This window comes from Methanolacinia paynteri (assembly GCF_000784355.1).
GTDB lineage: Archaea > Halobacteriota > Methanomicrobia > Methanomicrobiales > Methanomicrobiaceae > Methanolacinia > Methanolacinia paynteri.
Genome location: NZ_KN360928.1, coordinates 385,978 through 405,319 on the forward strand (window position 1 = coordinate 385,978; position 19,342 = coordinate 405,319).

The 19,342-nt window shown below is 49.4% G+C and carries 21 protein-coding genes; 5 read left to right on the top strand and 16 right to left on the bottom strand.

Annotated elements, in window-relative coordinates:
* Positions 1-32 precede the first annotated feature (32 nt).
* The 8 genes from METPAY_RS05230 to METPAY_RS05265 all read right to left on the bottom strand — a co-directional run bounded on the left by METPAY_RS05230 (position 33) and on the right by METPAY_RS05265 (position 4,573).
* Positions 33-239, bottom strand: coding sequence for a hypothetical protein (locus tag METPAY_RS05230; RefSeq protein WP_048149775.1), 207 nt, complete (start codon positions 237-239; stop codon positions 33-35).
* A gap of 38 nt (positions 240-277) precedes the next feature.
* The gene (locus tag METPAY_RS05235) at positions 278-469 is read right to left on the bottom strand and encodes a hypothetical protein (RefSeq protein ID WP_157199005.1); all 192 of its coding nucleotides are present in this window, start codon (positions 467-469) and stop codon (positions 278-280) included.
* A 196-nt stretch (positions 470-665) separates the two neighbouring features.
* Positions 666-962 carry an ArsR/SmtB family transcription factor gene (locus tag METPAY_RS05240; protein ID WP_245611527.1) on the bottom strand — a complete coding sequence of 99 codons (297 nt, stop codon included), beginning with the start codon at positions 960-962 and terminating at the stop codon, positions 666-668.
* 203 nt (positions 963-1,165) lie between these two features.
* Positions 1,166-1,531 (bottom strand): hypothetical protein, encoded by a 366-nt coding sequence (locus METPAY_RS05245; RefSeq protein ID WP_048149779.1) that lies wholly within the window; start codon positions 1,529-1,531, stop codon positions 1,166-1,168.
* 134 nt (positions 1,532-1,665) lie between these two features.
* On the bottom strand, positions 1,666-1,938 hold the full coding sequence (locus METPAY_RS05250) for a hypothetical protein (protein WP_048149782.1): 273 nt from the start codon (positions 1,936-1,938) through the stop codon (positions 1,666-1,668).
* 15 nt (positions 1,939-1,953) lie between these two features.
* Positions 1,954-2,667, bottom strand: coding sequence for a TIGR00266 family protein (locus METPAY_RS05255; protein ID WP_048149784.1), 714 nt, complete (start codon positions 2,665-2,667; stop codon positions 1,954-1,956).
* Between the two features lie 53 nt (positions 2,668-2,720).
* Positions 2,721-3,542 carry an ATP-binding response regulator gene (locus tag METPAY_RS05260; RefSeq protein ID WP_048149787.1) on the bottom strand — a complete coding sequence of 274 codons (822 nt, stop codon included), beginning with the start codon at positions 3,540-3,542 and terminating at the stop codon, positions 2,721-2,723.
* Between the two features lie 2 nt (positions 3,543-3,544).
* Positions 3,545-4,573 carry a substrate-binding domain-containing protein gene (locus tag METPAY_RS05265; RefSeq protein WP_048149789.1) on the bottom strand — a complete coding sequence of 343 codons (1,029 nt, stop codon included), beginning with the start codon at positions 4,571-4,573 and terminating at the stop codon, positions 3,545-3,547.
* Positions 4,574-4,733: 160 nt separating this feature from the next.
* On the opposite strand from METPAY_RS05265, the gene METPAY_RS14135 reads away from it, so the two are divergent.
* Complete coding sequence (locus METPAY_RS14135; RefSeq protein ID WP_052418680.1) at positions 4,734-7,880, top strand: PAS domain S-box protein; 3,147 nt, start codon at positions 4,734-4,736, stop codon at positions 7,878-7,880.
* Positions 7,881-7,894: 14 nt separating this feature from the next.
* Here the strand turns inward: METPAY_RS14135 and METPAY_RS05275 are convergent, their stop codons facing one another.
* Positions 7,895-8,653 carry an RNA-guided endonuclease InsQ/TnpB family protein gene (locus tag METPAY_RS05275; protein ID WP_052418681.1) on the bottom strand — a complete coding sequence of 253 codons (759 nt, stop codon included), beginning with the start codon at positions 8,651-8,653 and terminating at the stop codon, positions 7,895-7,897.
* 248 nt (positions 8,654-8,901) lie between these two features.
* On the opposite strand from METPAY_RS05275, the gene METPAY_RS05280 reads away from it, so the two are divergent.
* Positions 8,902-9,870 (top strand): nucleoside recognition domain-containing protein, encoded by a 969-nt coding sequence (locus METPAY_RS05280; protein ID WP_048149791.1) that lies wholly within the window; start codon positions 8,902-8,904, stop codon positions 9,868-9,870.
* Positions 9,871-9,892: 22 nt separating this feature from the next.
* On the opposite strand, the gene METPAY_RS05285 is transcribed toward METPAY_RS05280, so the two are convergent.
* The 7 genes from METPAY_RS05285 to METPAY_RS05315 form a co-directional block, all read right to left on the bottom strand.
* The gene (locus tag METPAY_RS05285; protein WP_157199006.1) at positions 9,893-10,306 is read right to left on the bottom strand and encodes a hypothetical protein; all 414 of its coding nucleotides are present in this window, start codon (positions 10,304-10,306) and stop codon (positions 9,893-9,895) included.
* Between the two features lie 113 nt (positions 10,307-10,419).
* The gene (locus METPAY_RS14140; RefSeq protein ID WP_052418682.1) at positions 10,420-10,971 is read right to left on the bottom strand and encodes a hypothetical protein; all 552 of its coding nucleotides are present in this window, start codon (positions 10,969-10,971) and stop codon (positions 10,420-10,422) included.
* A gap of 208 nt (positions 10,972-11,179) precedes the next feature.
* The gene (gene mch / locus METPAY_RS05295; RefSeq protein ID WP_048149794.1) at positions 11,180-12,127 is read right to left on the bottom strand and encodes a methenyltetrahydromethanopterin cyclohydrolase; all 948 of its coding nucleotides are present in this window, start codon (positions 12,125-12,127) and stop codon (positions 11,180-11,182) included.
* A 71-nt stretch (positions 12,128-12,198) separates the two neighbouring features.
* Positions 12,199-13,323 carry an ORC1-type DNA replication protein gene (locus tag METPAY_RS05300; RefSeq protein WP_048149797.1) on the bottom strand — a complete coding sequence of 375 codons (1,125 nt, stop codon included), beginning with the start codon at positions 13,321-13,323 and terminating at the stop codon, positions 12,199-12,201.
* 77 nt (positions 13,324-13,400) lie between these two features.
* Complete coding sequence (locus METPAY_RS05305; RefSeq protein ID WP_052418683.1) at positions 13,401-13,871, bottom strand: hypothetical protein; 471 nt, start codon at positions 13,869-13,871, stop codon at positions 13,401-13,403.
* A 184-nt stretch (positions 13,872-14,055) separates the two neighbouring features.
* Entirely contained in the window at positions 14,056-15,231 is a 1,176-nt protein-coding gene (locus METPAY_RS05310; protein ID WP_048149802.1) for a cofactor-independent phosphoglycerate mutase, read from the bottom strand.
* On the bottom strand, positions 15,228-16,172 hold the full coding sequence (locus tag METPAY_RS05315) for an NAD-dependent epimerase/dehydratase family protein (protein WP_048149804.1): 945 nt from the start codon (positions 16,170-16,172) through the stop codon (positions 15,228-15,230). The genes METPAY_RS05310 and METPAY_RS05315 overlap by 4 nt, the downstream gene beginning before the upstream one ends.
* Before the next feature lie 180 nt (positions 16,173-16,352).
* On the opposite strand from METPAY_RS05315, the gene METPAY_RS05320 reads away from it, so the two are divergent.
* From METPAY_RS05320 to METPAY_RS05330, 3 genes are all read left to right on the top strand, one after another.
* The gene (locus tag METPAY_RS05320) at positions 16,353-17,618 is read left to right on the top strand and encodes a uracil-xanthine permease family protein (protein WP_048149806.1); all 1,266 of its coding nucleotides are present in this window, start codon (positions 16,353-16,355) and stop codon (positions 17,616-17,618) included.
* Between the two features lies 1 nt (position 17,619).
* Entirely contained in the window at positions 17,620-18,249 is a 630-nt protein-coding gene (gene upp / locus METPAY_RS05325) for a uracil phosphoribosyltransferase (RefSeq protein WP_048149807.1), read from the top strand.
* Positions 18,250-18,366: 117 nt separating this feature from the next.
* The gene (locus METPAY_RS05330; protein ID WP_245611528.1) at positions 18,367-19,200 is read left to right on the top strand and encodes a DUF368 domain-containing protein; all 834 of its coding nucleotides are present in this window, start codon (positions 18,367-18,369) and stop codon (positions 19,198-19,200) included.
* The last annotated feature ends 142 nt before the right edge of the window (positions 19,201-19,342 follow it).

Sequence of the window (19,342 nt, forward strand, 5' to 3'; positions counted from 1 at the left end):
TGATATTTTATCAGGTGACAGCCCGATCTAACTTACTCCGAAACCTTCTCAAGTATTCTTTCGATGTTGTCGATCTTCTTATCGATTCTCTCAACCATCTGCCTGAGCAGCGCAATCTCTGTTTTGATGTCGGATATTTCGGCCTTTCTCTCCGATTCCGATCCGAACTGCTTCTCAATCCATTCCTTAAATTCACGGGTATCTCCCTCCGTGAATATTCCGGTAAGCTTTGGACTCATATTATCTTCCTCTCAAAAATTATTTTACAGGTTCATCTTCATTCGGCCACTTTTTCGAGGATGTCTGAGATATTGTCGACTTTCTTTTCTATCTCCTCCATCCTGCTGCCCATTACTGCCAGTTTTGCATTGGATTCTTCGACATTGTTCCTGCTTGCCAGCAGATCCATCTTTGCAAGCATTGCATCCATGTACTTCTCAATCCATCCCTTGACCCTAGTTATAATCATGTAAATAACGATAACAACCAGAATAATTGGGAATAAATACATTAGTATCGAGGTACAGGATAACATAAAAAATCCCAAATTGCTAACTGAAAATCCGAGCATAGATGCAACAAATGCTATGATCGGGATCACCAATACAACAAATACTGTAAGTAGAATTACAATCTTTGTCAACCAGTGGAACTCCCTTACGGTTTTAAAATTCATCTTCATTCATCTCCAGTTTCGAAATAAGGTCAAGGCTCAAAGCAAATTCGAAGGGCACGGCCTTGTAATATCTTTTGAGATAAGGCGGCTCTTCACCGACGCGGTTGGTTCCGGTGACAAGCCCTGCCTTTTCGAACTGCTTTAGGTAAATATTCACAAGCGGCCGGGAGATCCCGACCTCTTCAGAGATCTCCCGTGCAAACTTCTCTTCGTGCGTAATCGCCCTGAGTATGTTGAGCCTCTGTTCGTTTCCAAGAAAACTGAGTATTTTGGCAAGTTCAGTCACTGTCGCCGGGTTCAACATGCTAATGTGTTTATTATTTTTTACACATGATAAATCTTTTTTAGACCAACCGTTGATCATTCTTTAGGAACCTTCGAAAAGCTGCCTGACCTGCAGGTGCAGTGGAGGCAAAAAGGGGGTTTTGGTCTCTTTATCCGGGATTTTTCGATATTGAATCCTGTGATTATGCCAGGAAAAAGTTCATTTTACCATAAAAACACCAGCAGGAGTGCCGCGATGAAGGGGAGTATAACGCCGAGGCAGAACAAAACCAGCCAGATCAGGATATTCGCCTCACAGAACCGGATACCGTCCTCCCAGGCGGATTCGGGATCGAAAAAACCGTCCCTGAACGCCTCGCGAACTAGAAATACTGCGACGACAAGGAAGACAAAACCGATTCCTATCAATGATAACTGCAGGGGGGAGACGATCCTGAAGAAAATTCCGTATTCCAATATTCTTTCATTCAGGCCGAAGCCGAGGAAAACCGCACCGACGGCTCCACACACCAGGGATGCCAGCAGGTTCACCATTTTCTTGGCTGGAACGCCGAAGATCTTCTCTGCCATAATTTTTCCTGATTTTCTTTTATGAATGATTCAGGATTATACCCCTTATATTTTATTACCAATCCGTTAAGCCGGGTTTAGCGGCATATTCAAAGAATAATTTAATTGGTTGATTCAATCAAAAAAAAGAAAATTCAATCTTTCCTCTCGTTCTCCACGGCCTTTACGTCGTCTATCATATATGATCCCTCCTCGACGACAGTCCCCTTCATGGCGTAAAAGGGGATAATCATCACCGCGGTGACGATGATCGCCGCAAGGGCAAGGATGACGATCGCTCCTACAAGCAGCAGGAAGCCGATTACAAGATACTCGAGGAAAAAGAGGGCGAGGATTATCAGGGCTATGACTATAATCGCCAGCAGTGTTGCCCATCCCGCCCTTGATGCCGCAGTATTGCTCTCCATTAGATAATCATCTCCTCAGATGCCGATCTCGAACCCGCTGCCGCCACTTGAGTTGGACGAGTGCGGAAGGAAGGGAATGAGTGAATCTGCAAGCTGTGGGAGCGTCATCGACTGTATGACAATCTTTCCCGGCCCCGTGAGAGTTGTCAGGAAGAATCCCTCGCCGCCGAACATGGAGGTCTTGATACCGCCCGCTGCCTGGATATCATAATTAACCGACGATTCCCACCCGACTACATGGGCCGTTGAGATCTTGTAGGTCTGTCCCGGCTTAAGATCGATCTCGACAAGGTCCCCGCATGCATGGAAGAAGACCATCCCGCTTCCGGAGATCTTCTCGAGGATTAGTCCTTCACCCCCGAAGAATGTCGAACCGAGCTTCTTCTGGAATGCAATCTCCCAGTTGACGCTCTTCTCCGCACAAAGGAATGCATCCTTCTGGGCAAGAAAATCCTTTCCTGTGATGTCCATCGCATAGATCTTTCCGGGTGCGTTTCCGCCGAATGCAACAACTCCGGGCCCTCCCTGACTTGTGAAGTTTGTAATCATGAAGGACTCTCCTGCGAGTTTCCTTTTGATTCCCTTGAAGAGTCCGCCCTGGAGTTCAGCCTTCATATCAATGTTTGCGCTCATGTAGACCATCGCACCGGCCTCGGCCCAGACGGTTTCAGCATTTTCGATCTCCATTGTGACAAACTGGAGATTGTCACCTGTAATACTGTATTTCATAATATCTACCTGATTAGAATAAAAGCGCAATAAAAATAAATTCTTTTCTTAATCTATGCTGCAGCACTGCCTGTATCCGGTCTGTAGAGCGTGCCCGCATCCCTGGCCCCTGCGGATTTTTCTTCGGAGATCTCTTTTATCGTGATAATTACGCCGACAGTATCTTCATCCCTGTATCTCCTCGGGACGATCCTCACCCTGACCATGATATTTCCCCCGCTCCGGTCCTTCAGGAAGACAGTCTCCTCGTCCTCGCCGAAATAAGCCGCCTGCGAGAGTGCTCCGGGGTCAAAGCCTGTATTCCCTGAGAAATGAAGGATCTCCGATAACGGCTTTAACAGCATCTCGGCATTCGAGAGGCCTGTGAGGTTTTCAGTATAGGGATTGATATACAGTATTCTGCCTGAAGGGTTTGTGATTACGATTCCCTCCTCGTACAAACACATCTGTTTTACGCACGAGGGTATCTTTCTCGTTACGCTCTCCTTTGCCTTCATATTCAGTTCAAACGCTCTTATGGCCAGAGAGACGGTGGACAGCAGTTCGCTCTTGTTGAACGGTTTTGCAAGGTAGCCGTAAGGTTCGGCAGAGTTGGCCCTCTCGATCGTCTCCTGGTCGACTGCCCCTGTCATAAAGATGACAGGTATCCTGAAAAGGTGCGAGATGTAAGTTGCCGTTTCAATTCCGTCAATCTCACCGGCAAGACCTATATCGGATATCACGACATCGGGAGTGACTGCTGCGGCAGACAAGAGTGCGTTCTCTCCGCTCTCCACGATGCCTGTGATCTCGTGGCCGTCTCTCTCCAGAATTATCGATACGATCTCGGCGATTTCAAAGTTGTCTTCAACAATTAAAATTTTCTTTTCTGTCATCTTCAGACCTCCTGGTTAAGTTCGGCAACCGAGAAGTAGCCGACTTCGTTGAAGTAATCATTTGACGAAGGCGAGGTTGCAAATTCAATGAAGTCCTTCGCCAGAGCGGAAGCGTCACTTTTCGTCACGTAATTCAGCGGCCTTGTAAGGCCGGAGATGTAGAAGGATCCGCCCCCGTCGGAATGCTCTTCATTTCTGAGTTCGAGAAGTATGGCCTCCCTAATCTTTGTAATGTCGGAAGGAACAGCCTCTCCTGATCCTTTATCAACGATTTTAAGGATCTTTACTCCAGGGTCCGATTCTGCGTAGCCGAAGTCGACGAAACCGATGGAGAACGGGTTGTCCTTTACAAGATTCAATACCTCGGAGTTTCCTTCGGCTGCGAGCTGTGTCACTTTACCGTTTGTGCCGTAGTCTTCGGCTTCAAGCGAGGAGTCGACGTTCTTTTTTCCCGGGAACAGCCAGTTTGCAAATGTCTCTTCGGTTCCCGATTCCTCGGATCTCTGGATCACGGTATTTATGCCGGCAATATCGGCCATGGACGATATGTCATCTGATTCGCCATTGTAGAGAGCAGAGGCTTCTTCGAACGTAATCGTGTCAATGACGTTCTTTTGCGAGGTGATTATCACTATGGCGCTTGCGCCTATGCGGTACACTTCCAGATCAGGATATGAAAGCAGTTCGGAGTCTTCGACATTTCGTGAAGCGGCCCCGATATCAGCAATTCCGGTTCCTGCTTCTTTTATGCCCATGCCCGACCCCCCACCGTTAACGACAATGTCAACGCCCGGACTCTCTTTCATGTATGCGGCAGCGAGTATCTCCGATACCGGCTGGATTGTTGTGGACCCTGATATCGTAAGATTTTTTTGTTCTTCCCGGGCTGCACCGGCAATGCCGGCATCATCCGAAAGGCATCCGGGAGATGCTGCTGCAAGAAAAAAAATTACAATGATAAAGGTGGAGATGGCGTTTTTTTTCTGTATATTTGCAAATCCGGATTTTTTTTCCGGAGCAGAGAGCAGCATACCCAAATCACCTGCCAGAGGAGTCTGTGGCTGATAAAATATACTTTGCCTTAGTAAAATATCTGATGCTACATTGAATAAGTACTAGTACGTATCAACATGTGATAACGATAGGATAATTCGATGAAGTATATCTTTATTTGATAACTTTTTAATATTGATGGCTCTTGTCGAAGGAGACTCCGGGTACGGGCTTTTTTCCCGGATCACCTCACTGTTCGGGGGAAAAGGAAGAGGCAAAGGAAAAAAACGCAAATCTATTCGCACAACGACCGCCGCGATAATTGCCGTTACCCTTCTCGGGCTGATATTTCTCCTCTATATTCTCTCGTCTGTAAGTCTCGATTCAGGTTTTTCAAGCCTTGAAGAGAGGCTGACCGGCGACAACGTGATGAGGGCGGCAAATGCCGTGAATGCCGAGGTCGACCGGCTCGATTCAATTGCAAATGCATGGGCCACATCAGAAGAGCTTCCCGAATTCATCGATAGCGGTGATACTTCTGTCGCACGTACGATATTCTCCGACGGAAGGCTTGTTGATGTCGGGGTAAATATTCTGCTGATCACGGACTCGGAGGGAAACATCCTGTGGCACAAGTACATGAATCTCGACTACGGCCACCAGATGCCGACTCCCAAGAGCCTGCTTTCACAGATTGCCGGGCATGAGGATGTGCTTAGCAGCGGAACGACAAAAGGAACCTTAATGCTTAATTCAGGGCCGATGCTCATAGCATCCCGCCCTATAACGGACCCGGAGTCGGGCGATCCGTTTGGAAACCTGCTTGTAGGAAGATATCTTGACAGGAGTGAGGTTTCGTCATTATCAGCAACAACTCAGCTCGAGATCTCGGTAATTGAAAACAAATCTGGTTTTGAGGAATATTTCGAGATTTTCGCGGATAAAGGGGCTGGGAATACCATAAACGACAACTCGATAATCATCAGTCCCGTAGATAACAAATATGTTGCCGGATTTTCGGAGATCTATGATATATACGGCGAACCGGTTGCGGTTCTTCAGGTCACTGAACCGAGAGACGTGACGATTTACGGAAAAGGCGTCCTCAGCCTGCTGATAATGATGCTCGTACTTGCGTCCGTAATATTCGGTGCGGTCATCCTTGTCCTGATCCAGAGATCGGTCGTATCGAGGCTTGAAAACCTGAACAGGGAGATCAAAACTGTTGCCATGACAGAGAGTCCTGAAGGCAGGATCAACATCGAAGGCGACGACGAGATATCATCCGTGGGTTCGGCGATCAACATGATGCTGGAGTCGATAGAAAAAGGTAAAGAGCAGTATAGCAGGCTTTTCGACAACGCAAACGACCTGATCTTTACGATCGATGCAGACGGGGTGTTCGTCTCGGCCAACGGGGCGATGGAAAAAAAAGCAGGACTCGAAGACGGGGGGCTTGCCGGCAGAAAGATAGAGGAATTTGTCAAAAACGGCGGAATGGAAAAGATCCGGCCGCTTCTCGCCGGGAATAACAGGGAAAACGGCGGCAAGACGGAGATAACACTGGTTTCGACCGGCGGAGAAGAATACCTGGTAGAGTTCAGCGCCCAGCCCCTGACAGGTTCCGATGAGATGACCGGGTTTTTCGTTATAGCAAGGGATGTTACTGCGAAAAGGAAGGCCGAGGAGGAGCTGAAAAACCACAGGAACCGCCTCCGGGAGCTTGTAACGGAGAGAACGGCCCAACTCGAGCATGCCAACAGCGAACTTGTAAAGGAGGTCGAAGAGCGGATAAGGTTCGAAGAGAGCCTTGCGGAAGAGAAGGAGAGGCTTTCGGTAACCCTGTCGTCCATCGCCGAGGGCGTTATCGCTATGGATCATCTCGGGTATGTGACGCTTATCAACAGGGAGGCATCTGCGAAGATTGGAATAAGTGTTGAGTCTGCAGGAGGAAAAAGGATTGACAGCATCTTCAGGCTTGAAAAAGCAGGCCGGCCGGAGGACATCGGTTCGATAGTTCTCGATGTTATATCCGACAGGAAGGTCTTCGAGATTAATACCGAGGTGGATCTCTTCGACTCGCAAGGAAATGCGTATCCCGTTGTCCTGTCCGTCTCCCCGCTTACAGACAGGTCCGGGACATCGATCGGTGCCGTAATCGTGTTCCGCGAGATATCGGAACGGCTTAGATGGGAGGAGGAGGTCTTGAGAAGACAGAAGCTCGAATCGCTCGGTGTCCTTGCGGGAGGGATAGCCCACGACTTCAATAACATACTGACGGCGATCTCCGGGAATATCGGTCTTGCGAGAAATATGGCCGAAGGAGATGCCGATGTCTCCTCCCGCCTGGAAGAGGCTGAAAAGGCGATATCGAGAGCCAAGGATATCACCCGTCAGCTCATTACCTTTTCAAAAGGAGGGGAGCCTGTCAGGCAGGTCCAGGATATAAAGTCGATGATCAGGGAATCGGCGGAATTTGTCTCCCACGGTAGCAATGTAAAGCTGTACTTTGATATCGCAGGCGATCTCTACAATGTCGAGGTCGACAAGGGACAGATCAGCCAGGTGATAGAGAACCTTGCGATAAACTCCATACAGGCGATGGCAGACGGAGGAAATATCTACGTGCAGGCGAAGAATGCAGGCGTAATCACCGGAAAGGACGGCCTTGAAGACGGGAAATATATTGTCATATCCGTAAGGGACGACGGCAGCGGAATTCCGGAGGAATACAGGGAAAAGATCTTTGATCCCTATTTTACCACAAAAAAGAGCGGAAACGGGCTTGGGCTTGCATCCTGCATGTCGATAATAAGGAAACACGGCGGTGCGGTAAAGCTGATTTCAGAGGTCGGTGTCGGGACCGAATTCAGGATCTACCTCCCCGCGACCGAAAGAAGCGTCGAGGCCGAAGACGGGCTCTCCGGCGGAATGCTCTCCGGATCATCGAGAGTTCTCGTGATGGACGACGACAGGAGCATCTATGATACGATACCCCAGCTTCTGCGGGGCTACGGTTTTGACGTCGAGGCGGCATTGGACGGTGCGGAGGCGATAAGAATCTACCAGCAGTCGAAGATTCTTAAAAAATCCATAGATGTCTTTGTTATGGATCTTACGGTTCCGGGAGGACTCGGGGGAGTTGAAACGATCGCCCTGCTGAGGGAGTTCGATCCCGATATACTCGCAATAGTGTCGAGCGGGTACTCGAACGATCCGGTTATGGCGGATTTCAGGGAATACGGGTTCGATGCGGTTCTCCCGAAGCCCTACAATATTGAGGATCTCGTGAGGCTTATCAACAGGCTGGTCTCTGAAAAGGAAAAAAAGGATAAGGGCTGTTGATATTTTTCATCAGTTCAGATCTCGCAGCTTTGTCTGCTGAAGAGCAGCGAGAACGAATCCGCCGGAAATGAAGACCAGTCGGCGATTTCGCAGGCCGGAGATTTATTGACGGCGTTGATTCTCCTGATCTCTCTTTTTATCTTTGCTCTCTCGGCTTCCAGCCTGATCTTTTCCAGATCCTCCCACCTGTTGACAGGCGATCTTGCGATGTTGAATGCCGCATTTACATCTGCATGACAGATGTACCCGCACTCGGGGCACTGGAAGACTTTTCTGTGCCTGCGGCCGTGTGCACCGCATCTGCTGCAGATCTGGGAGGTGAATGAAGGGTCGACATACAGGACGGGTATACCCCTGCGGACGGCACGGTTTTCGACCATCTGGCACAGGTGATAGAAATACCAGTTGTTGATGGAGAAATCCGTGATAATCCCTCTTCTGTTCTTCCTCCTGAAACGGCCTCCGGAGAGCCTCTCGAATTTGATGCCGCAGTCGAGGTCCGATGCGATCCTCACGATATCCCTGCTCAGGTATTTGTTGAGATCCCTGAGCTGTCCTGTCTCTCTTTTATCCAGCCGCTTCAGGTTTCTGGTTTTTTTCCTGTTCTTCAGTTTCTTTCGTTCCCTGTTGAATTCATCGTGGATAAGGCGGGCCTCTCTCCCGAGTTTTGCAGTAAAGCCGGTATTTGGGTCTGCGACAACTGCAATATACCCGGTCGTGTTCAGGTCGATTCCAATCCACCTGTCGGACAGTTCTGACTGTACCTGTGTCATGATGTAATTCCTCCTTCGAAATTCATGTGGCTTGAAATTTTTCGCGGGACGATGCTGTCTGAAAAAGAGTATTCGGGTTTAGTCTGGGTTTTTGGACCCATGTATGATACTTTAACCCGATCAAATATATATCTTGTCGTCAAAAATCAGTATTAGAGGCATAAATTATATTGTCAGGGGTGTTTCAATGAGTTTCGAACTTAATAGAATCTTTTATGATTTTATAACACTCCATTTTAGAATACAGCATGTTTTCGGATATCCAGTTTATTTCCTTCCTGAATTATACGATAAGGGCGGTTCTTTTAATCACTGCCGGTATTATTCTCGTAAACCTGATATCCGAAACGGGTGTAATGTCGAAATTTAAGATTATCTCCGTCCCTTTGTGCCGGATCTCCGGCCTCTCGGAGGAGGCAGTTTTGTCTATCCTCTCGATGGTGATAAACCCGACTGCGGGAAAGTCGATGCTCGCAGAATACCACAGGGCCGGAAAAGTCGAAAAGGAGGAGATCGTTCCGTCGCTCATCATCGGGACTTTCCCGGCAGTATTCGGAGAATCGATATTCAGGGCCCAGTTTCCGACGGCGGTTGTAATCCTCGGCCCGGTCCTGGGAGGGATCTACACCTTCTTCAACCTGTTCTCCACCTTTATTCAGGTGGTCGGGGCGCTGATATACACCAATCTTGTGCTAAGGAGGAGAAGATCGGTTCCGGAGAAGGAGTACGAGAAGGTCGAGGCGGCTGAAAAACTGAAGAGGCCTGATATGAAATCGCTGAAGAAGGCGATTGAAAAATCCAAAAAGCCGCTGAAGAAGATCATACCGATTACGATTATTACGATGATCGTCTTCTGGCTGCTGAGCGTGGCGGGCGTCCTCAACTGGCTTTCGGTAATCTTCGATCCCATCTTAAACCTTATCGGCCTTCCCGGTGAGGCATCGGCCGCACTGCTCGCCCAGTTCATGCATTTTTCGGCCGGGTATACTGTCGTCGGATCGATGGTGGACACCGGAATGCTCGACTTCGGCCAGGCACTCGTGACCCTCATTCTCGGGAGCATGATCCTTATAACGATGATATACCTGAAGTATTCGGTTCCGCTGTATATCGGAATGTTCGGGAAGGATGGAATCAGGGTCGCAGTCATCGCTTACTCGGCAAGCATGGCTGCGAAGGTGATCTGCATCGCAATCGTTATGGCGATCTTCTTCTGAAAAATTATTGACAGAATATAGGTTATTCAACCTTTATAAGCCAGAAAGCATTTTTTTGCCTGTATTCCCCTTCGGATTTGAGTTCACCTAAAAGAACGACTTCTTCACCGTTTGAAAGCCCTGAGACATCGACTGCCGGGCGTGAGGTCTTATTGTCCTCGACCATCATATCGTACCAGACGTCGATCGTCTCCCCTCCCGATGTAAGGTGGAAGTACAGGCAGTTGAGTATACCGAGATCGCTTACCACCCCATTAACATAAACAGGAGTGTCATATTCCGGATTTGCGAGAAGTTCACCTACGGAAACGCTTTCATTGTCCGTATACTGGTCGTCGCCGGAGGTGCACCCGGAGACAAGGAGCAGGGCAGTAAGAAGCAGGATGCAGGTTCCCCATTTTGCCAGGTATGAGGGGATATCGTCCCGAAAGATCATACCGGTGTTTTTGGAGTTTGTTTTATTATATTTAATGTTAATAGCTGACAAATTCACTCAAAAAAATATAAACAATTCAGTAAAAATAATTTAGATTAAAATATGTTTAGAAGTTAATCTTTTTTTGAAGGCCACGTCTGGTTTCCAAAATGATCAAATTTTTTTATTAATTCAGGTTGATATTTATTATAAATGTCAGTATATTTTACATGGATTGTGAGAGATTTAAGTATTGATCTAATTTCATCTCTTTTCTGTTCCTCTTTTGGATCATTTGGGTTGAATTTAAACCCAAGAATATCTACTTTTGTTCCGTTTAATAATGAAGTTTCTTCAAGATTCCCCCAAAAAAATTGTCTATATTCAATTGGAATCCAATCAACAGGATAATTCTTTTTTATTCCTTCATTATTTTCAGTTTCAACTGATTTTATTATCATAGGGCCAGTTCCATTGTTGGTTATATGTATTCCGATGGTATTTGGACTTTGGAATAAACCGATATTTCCAATCGGTCTAACAGATAAAATATTGTGCCTGCGTTGGATTAAGAGGCCTGAAAATCCAATTGCTATGGAAAAAATAGAAACAACTAACGCAAAAATCGCAATAGTGTCTGGATTGTTTGACATTTCATTAATTAAATTAGCAATAAATGAAATCATTATGATACTCCATTAAGTCTCTTTCTTTATGGTCACCTTGTTGTTGGTATATTCAAAATTTATTGTTTATTCTTCTGATACTCCCTTATTAATTATATATTGATATTTTCATATTCCACATAATTTTTATTTAGTTTCTGAAATATTACATGATACAGAAATCTAATAAACAACCTGTAACGAAAAAAAATTCTGATTTGAAAAAAATTTAGAGAAGCCCGAAGGACTTGAGTGTCACTTCGGGGTTGATAGCGCCTACGCGGTAGACGACGCCTTCTGATAATTCGTTTATGACGACCTCTGCGGGCGAGAAGAGGTTCGTGTCTATCTGGTAGAAGTCGAAGTTCGCCTTCTTGAACGTGTCGTAGAACGGCTCTCCGTATGACGAGGACTTGTTGGACGGGATCTTGTCGAGATAATCCTTGATCTCCGGTGCTCTCATCGTGAGGTAGATCTGGCCGTGGTAGATGGTTGCATCGTTCGTGCATCCCATTGCCCTTGTCGAATCCTTCTTCACCGGGGGAATCGGGGCGGTTCCCATCGCGGACTCGATCTTCTTCGTATCGAAGCCGAGCTCGTTGAGCTTGTATATTGCAGTTTCGACGCAGCGGCCAGAGACCTGGATCGAACCGACGATCGATGCCGTAGGTGCGACCACCGCACATACGTTAGCCACATCGACACCGCACTTCTCGGCGATGTTCTCCATGACCTCTCCGTTGGGGAGTGTGTCCGATTCGAGGCAGATGACCGCATAGTCGCTCTCATCCTCGTATTCGATGACTTCGTATGTGTGCTTGGGCATCAGCGAGAGTGCACGTGCCGGGCCGCTTCCCATCGCGAAGAAGTTGCCGACCTTGACGGTCCATCCCGCCTTCTGTGCGCCGAGGCAGGAGATTGCGGGGAAGTCGGTGTTCACATCGATGAACGGCATGGGGACGTCGTTTATTTTGCCGTTCCTGAACGTAATCTCCGAGAGGCCGCCCATGCAGATCTCCGTAAAACGCTTTCCTGCCTGGTATCCTCCTATTGCACTTACACCACAGTCGACTAAACGTGCGCCGTTGTCGAGCTGGTGGAACTCAACATTGTAATCCTCCGGAAATTCCGCGAGGTCCTCAAAAAGATCGAGGGCAATTTCATTGACACTTATCATGAATAATCCTCCTGAATCTAACATTGAACCAGCAAAAGTTATAATATTTTTTAAATGACTCTGGAGGCGAGTCAGTCGAGAATCTCGAGTACACGGGCCGGATCGTACCTGAGCGTGATTAATCTCGTCCGGCCTCTTCCCTCGCGATAGTTCAGGTTCAAAAGCCTCATCGCATCAAGCTTTTTGACGATCTCGTAGTACCTCGTATAGCCCATCTTCCGGCTCTCTTTGATCAGTTCGAATATTGCCCCTGCAGAGAGCTCCTTTTTGTCCATACTGTTCTCTGCAATGATTTTGAGCACGTCTTTCTCCTCGTCTTTGAGTGTCTTTGCAGTATGGGAGAGGTGCAGGTATTTCGAGATCTCATATGCGCGGCAGATATCCTCCCTCTCAAGGCTCCGTCTTGCGTCGTTCTCAGCGTAAAGGGTCGCTCTCTTGAGCAGGTCGATTCCTACCCTGAGGTCGCCGAGATTTGCGGTCTGTTCGACGACGAGATCGAGCATTGCATCATTTACCACGTTTGGATAGAGGCCCTGCTGTATCCTCTGGTTCAGGATCTCGCGGATCTCGTCCTCCCCGTAAGGCGGGAAGTAGATATCGGTCGGCCGGAATACGGACGAAACCCTGCTGTCGACCTCCCTCATCAGATCGACACCCATGTCGGATATTATGGCGATTACCCCGATCCTGACGCCTTCATAGGATTCGTGGGCCCTGAGGAGGGTGTACAGAACCTTGTTGATCTCGTTTTCGTAAAGGAGGTAGTTTGCATCGTCGAGGCAGACGAGGAGGACTGCGTCCTTGTCAAGTATCAGTTTGCAGACCGAGTCGAAGAGAGACTTGAAAGACGTCCCTGAGGCGGGCGGCTGCTGCCCCGAAAGCTTCCTGTAGATCCTCGAAAATATTGCGAATTTGGTATTTTCAATCTGGCAGTTGACGTGCACCGGGATTATCCTGTGGGTGGCTTCTTCGATATCCAGGAAAAGCTTCTTTATGCTCGTCGTCTTCCCCGTGCCCGGGGGCCCCCTGCATATGGTATTGAGCGGTCTTGCACCCTTCATGCCGGGCCTGACCTGAAATGCGAGCTCCCTCATCTGGGTGTCGCGGAAATTGAACTGCTCGGGTACGAAGTCGATCTCGAATACCTCGGGGTCACGAAACAGCGTCTCCTCCCACATGAGCAGATTCTTCTTCATATTAGACATTTTCACCTGAAACCTATTAATTCATGCCTTAGGCGGTGTGAAAGAAAGTATGCGATTGCAGTCCGCCTCTATTTCTGCATCTCCTCGAGGCATTTCTTGCAGAGCGAGCGTCCCATGAAGATCTGCGAGAGCTGCTCCTCGGCCTTCGAGATCGGCCTTCCGCACGACGAGCATGTAAACCCTGTATTTTCAACAGGTTTTTCCTCCGGCAAGGGCTTTTCCTGAGCCGGTTCCGAGACAGGAATTGCGGGTTCTGCCGGAGTTTGAGGGATCTCAGGTGCCGGATACGTCTCCTCTTCCACTATATTGGTAATTACCGGCTCCCCGGGATTCTCCAGCACCCTCCTCCTGTAGCTGTCGATCTTCTTCTTTGTCTCCGGGTCATTCCTCCCCAACCTGGAGAGAACGCTGTCAAGGTATTCTATAAGTTCGCCGGCATCGCGGTCATCTTTGGCCTCCCCTTCGACCTCGACCTTCAGGTTCTCGTAGTTCTCAAGATTTACCGTAATTCCGATTGATAGCTTCCTTTTTTCGCTCATGTATATTCCTGCACTGAATTATTCGTTTTCAGGTGTTCGATGATCTGTATTATTGCGTCCCGGAACAAAAGAGTATTCAGGTTCTGCCGGGCGGCTATTTATGCGGCAGATGATGAAAGTTACCCCCACTGACCGCCCGGAATGATGAAGCAGGGATCTGATGCCGCTTTGTAAGTTCAGCGATTTACTCTTTTTTCTCCGCCTGCCCTAAAAGGAGCTTCATGAACATATCCCCTTCGATAAGACCGAAGCCGCCGTTTTCAGCCGCTTCTTTCTCGGAATAGCAGGTAGTTCTGTCCCGTCCCCTGCCGACGATGATGAACGGGACCGGATTGGATGTATGCGTCTTGAGCCTGATCGGAGTAGGGTGGTCGGGCAGAATTCCGATGGCCGCATCCGTACTCTCGAGGATCATCCCTACCGCTTCGTCGAGACGCTCGATCGCCTTAACCTTCTCTTCGATGCTGCCCATATGCCCGGCCTCGTCAGGCGCCTCGACATGCATGTAGATGAAGTCGAGCCTCTCCAGCCCTTCGAGTGCATATTTTGCCTTAGCCATATAGTCGGTATCGAGAAATCCGGTTGCACCGGGTACTGTTATGATCTCCATCTCCGCGAGCATCGCTATGCCGTTCAGGAGGTCAACGGCAGAGATCATTCCGCCCGAAACCCCGTACTTCTCCTTAAATGGCTCCATCGACGGTTTTCTGCCGCCACTCCACGGCCAGATTCCCGTTGCCGGCTTCTCACCGCGGGCTATCCGCTCGCGGTTTACGGGGTGGTCTTTGAAGACTTCGGCGGCAATATTCATCGCTTCGAGCAAAATCTCCCTGTCGGGTCCTTTTGGGACATGCGGATCGATCTCCTGCCCGACGATGTCATGGGGTGGTGCCGATTCCGATCCCTTTCCGCCCTGGAGGATGAGGAGATTCCTGTAGCTGACCCCGGGGTATACTCTTATGCCTTCCGGGAGAGCTTCGTTTAATGATTCGATAAGCCTGGGGCCGTCGTCTCCCGTTATGTGCCCCGCGGAGAAATCTGCCATTACCCCGTCTTCAATGGTCACGAGGTTGCAGCGGTAGGCAATCGCGTCTTCACCGAAATCTATGCCCATGCTCACCGCTTCGAGCGGTCCTCGTCCTGTGTAGCATTCACGCGGGTCGTACCCGAGGACGGAGAGGTTTGCGACATCGCTTCCCGGAACCATTCCGTCGGGAACCGTTTTCAGCATCCCGCAGGCACCGTTTGAAGCCGCCCAGTCCATGTACGGTGTATTCGCGTATTCTATCGGTGTCTTTCCGCCGAGTTCCTCCAGCGGCTCGTCGGCCATTCCGTCGCCGAGAATTACTATCGCTTTCATATGTATTTTATTTCCTTCAGCAGCGCTCTTACAGCGAGTCTTACGGATTCGGCCGAGCCTGTTTCAGGCTTCCATCCCAAAGCCTTCAGCTTGTCCACCCCGAGCTGCATCTTCGGGACGTCGCCTACCCAACCCCGGTCGCCACCCGTGTAGGTGAACTTCACGCCGGAAAGATCCATCTCTTCGACAACGATCTCTGCCAGTGCTGTTACGTCGATCCAGTCTTCCGATCCGATATTGAAGTAGTTGAACGCCTCACCCGAATTTTCGACGGCGAAGAGGACCGCTTCGATGCATGCACCCACGGATAGATATGATTTGATCTGCTTTCCGTCGCCAAGTATCTCGAGCTCTTCCGGGTTGTCGATCAGCTTATGAACGAAGTCCCATATAACGCCATGTCCGCTTCTTTCGCCGATGATGTTTGCAAACCTGAATACCCATGACTTCATTCCGTATGTATGGGCGTAGCCGGCGATCATCGCCTCGCATGCAAGCTTCGATGCACCGTATATTGAGATCGGTATCATCGGGCTGTAGTTCTCCGGCGTGGGGATGACTGCGGCTTCCCCGTACACGGTCGAGGTCGAGGTGAAGACGAACTCTTTTACCCCGTGCACCCGCATCGCATCGAGAACTCTCTCGGTTGCGAGAACATTGTTGTCGAAGACCCTGGCAGGCGAGATCGCACTTGCCCTGACATCCGGGTCAGCGGCGAGATGAAAGACCCTGCCGGCGCCTGCGATCCTCTCCTGCCACCCGTCGTCAAGCAGGTCGGCCTGCAGAAATTCGGCCTTTCCGCTCTCTATATGGGGCATAATATTTGCAGTCGCCCCTGCGCTCAGGTTATCGATTACAAGCACCCTGTCGCCTTTTTTCACGAGGGCGTCGACGATGTGGGACCCTATAAAACCGGCCCCTCCTGTGACTACTGAAAACATCCGATAATTAATTACGCAGGTTTAATGGTTTTAGTTTTGGGTTGAAGAACGAATGATTAATTATATTGCCGTATCTGGAAAAAAATTATCAGATGCATTCCGGTCCGCTTTCTGACGTTTTTTTCTCCGGGATCGTTTCATCTTCTTTCAGTTTTGTTCTGAGTTTATTGGAGGTTTTGAATGGATTTGACAGCTAACAAAAAAGAGACCGGGAAGAACGTCCTTATGGGTCTCCAGATGATCTTCGTCGCATTTGGATCCCTTGTTCTCGTCCCGCTTCTGACCGGTCTCGATCCAAGTGTCGCACTGTTTACGGCAGGTGTCGGCACTCTGATCTTTCAGGTAGTAACAAAATGGAAGGTCCCCATCTTTCTTGCGTCTTCGTTTGCATTTATCCCCGCGATAACGTACGGGATTGCGGCGTGGGGCCTTCCGTCCACCCTCTGCGGTCTTGCCGCAGCCGGTCTTTTCTACGTTGTTTTAAGCATTGCAATCAGGTATTTTGGTGTAGGAATCATCCACAGGGTCTTTCCGCCTGTTGTGGTCGGCCCCGTGATTGCGATCATCGGTCTCTCCCTTGCGCCTACCGCGGTCAGTATGGCTCTCGGGCAGTCCGGCGACGTCCAGGTTATACCGGTTGAAACAGCACTGATAATCGCCGGAATCTCCCTTGCGGCAACACTGGCGGTTTTCCTCTTTGCAAAAGGCATCCTGAAGCTTATACCTGTTCTCACAGGCATCGTTGTCGGTTATATCGTCTCTCTGGCGATGGGCGTAGTGGATATGAGCTCGTTCTTCGAGTCCTCGATAATTGCGGTGCCTCATTTCGTGCTCCCCGAGTGGAACCTTGCGGCGATCCTCTTTATCGTCCCGGTGGCAATCGCGCCTGCGATCGAGCATTTCGGAGACATACTTACGATCGGCTCGGTCACAGGGAAGGACTATCTCGCCGATCCTGGTATTCACAGGACAATGCTCGGCGACGGTATAGCAACGTTCTTCGCATCGTTCGTCGGCGGTCCGCCCAACACGACATATTCCGAGGTCACCGGAGCGGTGGCTCTTACAAAGGCGTTCAACCCGGTAATCATGACATTCGCAGCGATATTTGCGATAATATTTGCATTCGTCGGAAAGATCGGCGGATTCCTTCAGACCATTCCCAACCCCGTTATGGGCGGCGTCATGATACTGCTCTTCGGCCTTATCGCGAGCCTCGGTATCAACCAGCTCATCCTGAACAAGGTCAACCTTTCGTCAGCCAAGAACATAGTAATCGTCTCTCTCATCCTTGTGGCGGGACTCGGCGGACTGTTCATCCCGATTGGAGACTTCCAGCTCGCGGGCATCGGTCTTGCTGCGGTCATCGGTGTCGTCCTGAACCTGATCATTCCCGGCGAGAAGGAAGAGGAGCATGTAGTAGGCGACAAGGGAGTTGATTTCTGATATGCCTTCCTGCACGGTCAACCATCCCCTTGTGGCCCATAAACTGAGCCTTTTGAGGGATATCAGCACAAATTCAAAGGATTTCAGGGACCTGATAAGGGAGCTGACGATGTATCTCACCTACGAGGCGACGAGAGACTGGGAGCTCGAGAAGACCAGTGTCCGGACGTGGGAGGGAAGAGATGTCGAGGCGTTCAGGGCAAAGGGCATCGATCCGACGATCGTCCCCATATTCCGTGCAGGCATCGGTATGCAGGAGGGTTTTCTGCAGGTAATCCCGACGGCGACGATTAGTTATATCGGATTTTACCGTGACGAAGAGACACTTATGCCGCAGATGTACTACGCAAAGCTTGCATCGAGAATAGCAGAGAGGAAGATCTACATCCTCGACCCGATGCTTGCGACTGGCGGGACTACGTCTGCAGTATGTTCGTATCTCAAGAAGCACGGTTGCACTGACATCAAGGTGCTCTGTATTCTTGCTGCACCCGAGGGTCTGGCGAAGATGGATGAGGACCATCCCGATGTCAGCATCCTCCCCGCAGCAATAGATTTGCACCTGAATGAGAAGGGGTATATCATACCCGGCCTCGGCGATGCGGGCGATCGTCTCTTCGGGACGAAATAACTCCCTCTTGTTTTTCGCAGTACCGGCTGGTTTAATATTCCGTGGCGGGCACTTTATTATGTGACGCGGAAAGAGACCTTTTTTGAATATGCAATAATCTATATCAAGGGGCTTTTAATGGGAATCTGCGACATCATCCCCGGTGTATCCGGCGGAACGATGGCGCTTATCACCGGAATATACGAACGCCTGGTAAAGGCCATAGGAAATATCGGTCCTTCGCCTGTAAAGTACCTGCTCAAGGGCGATGTAAAGTCGGCAATGGAGGAGTTTGAAAAGTTCGATCCCATATTCCTGATCGTGCTTGTTGCCGGTATCGGGACATCCTTTCTCGCGATGTCTAATGTCATCCTCGTGCTTCTCAATGATTATGCGGTGCAGACTTTCTCGTTCTTCTTCGGGCTCATCGTCGCATCGGCAGTCGTATTGTTCCTTATAATAGAGGAGGACTCGAGGGACAAACGGGCCGCTGCATTCCTTCTGATCGGTGCGATTGCAGGCTTCATTCTTGCAGGCTTAAACCCGGCCTCGCTCGGTCATTCGCTTCCCGTTCTCTTTCTCTCCGGGATGGCGGCGCTGTGTGCGATGATCCTCCCCGGGATCTCCGGTTCGTATAGCATGCTCGTCCTCGGCCAGTACGAATACATGCTCAGCGTGATAAAATCGCTCTCTCTCGTTGAGATCGCAACATATGTCGCCGGCGGCGTAATCGGGCTGCTTCTCTTCTCGCGTCTGCTGAAATACCTGCTTAAGACACACCATACAGCGATGATAGCATTTTTGACCGGACTCATGCTCGGGTCGGCAAGGCTGCTCTTCGACAAGATTACTGCCGCAGGCGGAACGATCGGATCGGCTGTTCTCTTCGTTGCGGCAGGCGCAGTCGTAATTATCATAATGGAGCTTGCGAAGAGATTTTTTTCAGATCGCGAGCAAAAAGCGGACAATTAATTTTTTTGAATGAATTCTTCACTTCCCTCGGGAATATAGCGAAATATTCAGGGCAGTGGATGAATAACACAACCTTCAGACTTTTCTCGCAAGCATATATGATTAAATTGTAAAAAATTTTTATATAGTATGAATAAATCAT